The following is a 2,329-nucleotide window of genomic DNA, read 5'->3' on the forward strand; positions in this document are numbered from 1 at the left end:
GGAGCGCACCCCCGGTGTCGGCCCGGGTGGCCGCCGCCGCGCGGTTCGCGCCGCGGCGCAGCCGGGCGCGGGCGGCGGCGCTCCCCCCGGTGCCCGCCCGGCGTGCTCCCCCACCGCCGTTCCCGCTCTTCGACACCGACGCGGCCTCCGGCTCTGCTCGGGATCGGCGGCGCCGGCTGGGGCGGCTCACCGATGGTGACGAATAGTGCCGAAAAGTGACATACCCAGCAGGACCAAGGCTATCCCGCCCGCCGCGTCGGCCTTTCCGATTGCCGGGGCACCGCGCCACGCGTCGCGCCGCGCGTCGCACCACGCGGCGGGGTGCGGGACGGGGTTCGGGGGCGGGACGGGAGGGGCCGGGCTCAGGAGGCGGCGAGGAGGCGGGCGACCTCGGGCAGCACCTCGCGGTCGTGGTCCAGCCAGTCCACCTCGGCCAGCTCGGCGGCGCCGAGCCAGCGCAGCTCGTCGTGCTCCTGGAGCGGGAGCGGGTCGCCGGAGAGCAGTTCGGCCGCCCAGAGCCGCAGCTCGAGACCGGGCCGCACCAGCCAGGCGCCGGGCAGCCGGGTGAGCGCCCGGGCCCGGACGCCCAGCTCCTCCATCAGCTCGCGCTCCAGCGCCTCGGTCTCGGTCTCACCGGGTTCGGCCTTGCCGCCCGGGAACTCCCAGCGCCCCGCCACCTCGGCGGGCGTGCTGCGCCGCGCGGCGAGCACCCGCCCCCGGTGGATCAGCGCGCCGCCGACGACGATCCGGTTCTCCCCCGCGGGGTCCATGGCCTTGTCCATGGGCCCCGACCCTACGGCGTGCGGTTCAGCTGTGCGGCCCCCGCGCCCGGGAGTCCCCGGCGGGCTCGGCCTCGACCCAGTACAGCTGCTTGTGGCCGCGCGCCTCGAACTCGGCGGCGAGCTGTTCGGCCGCCTCCCGCCCGATCCCCCCGACGACCCGGAAGCGCTGACCGTTGTCGTCCTGCCGCATCACCCGAAAGGTGTCCATGCGCCCAGGCTAGGACGCGCGCGTGCCGATGTGGAGCGGCCCCGCCCCGGCCCGCGTGGGGGTCGGGTCGGGGCGGGGCTGCACGGGACACTACGCGCCGTTCACTACCGGCCGGTACGGGGGCTGTTAACAACCGGTTAGGCGGGGATCGACGCGACGGCCGCGGCCGGGGCCCGGGCTCAGACCCGGATGTCCGCGGCCCGCTCGCCGGTCGACAGCCCCAGCGCGCGCCGGATGTCCACGGCCAGCTTGCCGCTCTTGACGGAGAACGCGTCCGCCTTGCCCACCTCGCGCTCCAGCTCGGCGGGGTCCGCGGCCCTGGCCGCGGCGTCCCAGGCGTTGGCGGCGTCCAGCGTGACCGCACCCAGCTCGATCAGCTTGCTCCGGGCGCCCTCCGGCCAGTCGATCCCGTTGACCGACAGCTCGGCGACCTCCTTGCGGCAGGCCGCGGCCATCGCCTTCGCCCACTGGTGGTAGGCGGCGGGCGCGTCGACGACGTCCTCCTCCGGCTCGGCGTACAGCGCCTTGTTGTAGCCGAGCACCGCGTCCAGGTAGGTGCGCTGGGCCTGGGTGAGCTTGGTCCGGTCGGTGCGGACGCTGCCGGTGTGCGCCTGCTGCTTGTCCTGGAAGGTGCAGGTCACCCGGCGGTCACCGGTCATCCAGGCCCTGGTTCCGGGGTAGTAGTAGTAATCGTCCATGCCGTCGGGGACGAGCCAGGAGTCGAAGGCGTAGTCGTCGCGCACCGGGCCGCAGAGCTTCTCGGCGTTCCGGCCCATCTCGGCCCCGCTGGGGTACTGGTCGTCCCGGCCGGACGGAAGGACGACGGTGCCGGCGACCTCGGCGTGGTGCGGCGCGGTGCAGGGCACCACCCGGACCCAGTAGACGCTGGTGGACCCGGGGTCCCCGCTGAGCGGCGGCTGGTCGAAGCAGTCGCCGACCCGCAGGTCGTTGACGGCCACCGAGCCCTTCGGCCCGTGCCGGGAGTCGGCGTACCGCTCCTCGTCGAAGCCGATCGCGGCCAGCCCGATGAACGCGATCAGGGAGACGATCAGCGACAGGACGCCGACGACCAGGCCGGAGACCGCCAGGCCGCGGCCCTTCTCGTTGCGCCGGGATATCTGGACCAGCGCGACCACCGCGAAGACGAGCGCCAGCGGCCACAGGCAGAACAGGGCGGTGACCAGCGAGGCGATCGCGAAGCCGTTGGTGCGGGTGGGGGCGGCCGGGTAGGGGAAGCCAGGCTGGAAGCCGCTCTGGGAGGCGGGGGTGACGGCGGCCCAGCCGGTCGGCTGCGGCGCGGCCGGGGCGCCGGCGGGCGGCGGCGCGTCGGCGGGGGCCG

The 2,329-nt window shown here is 75.5% G+C and carries 3 protein-coding genes; all 3 read right to left on the reverse strand.

Translation table 11 applies throughout. From position 1 onward, the window contains the following. Positions 1–362: 362 nt before the first annotated feature. Positions 363–782 carry a (deoxy)nucleoside triphosphate pyrophosphohydrolase gene (locus BI06_RS18310; RefSeq protein WP_233290182.1) on the reverse strand — a complete coding sequence of 140 codons (420 nt, stop codon included), beginning with the start codon at positions 780–782 and terminating at the stop codon, positions 363–365. A 25-nt stretch (positions 783–807) separates the two neighbouring features. Beyond that, entirely contained in the window at positions 808–990 is a 183-nt protein-coding gene (locus tag BI06_RS18315; RefSeq protein ID WP_043469170.1) for a hypothetical protein, read from the reverse strand. A 179-nt stretch (positions 991–1,169) separates the two neighbouring features. After that, positions 1,170–2,329 (reverse strand): DUF4190 domain-containing protein (locus BI06_RS18320; protein WP_043469173.1); only part of this gene is annotated, 1,160 nt, incomplete at its 5' end.

This window comes from Kitasatospora sp. MBT66, from assembly GCF_000710405.2.
Lineage (GTDB): Bacteria > Actinomycetota > Actinomycetes > Streptomycetales > Streptomycetaceae > Kitasatospora > Kitasatospora purpeofusca.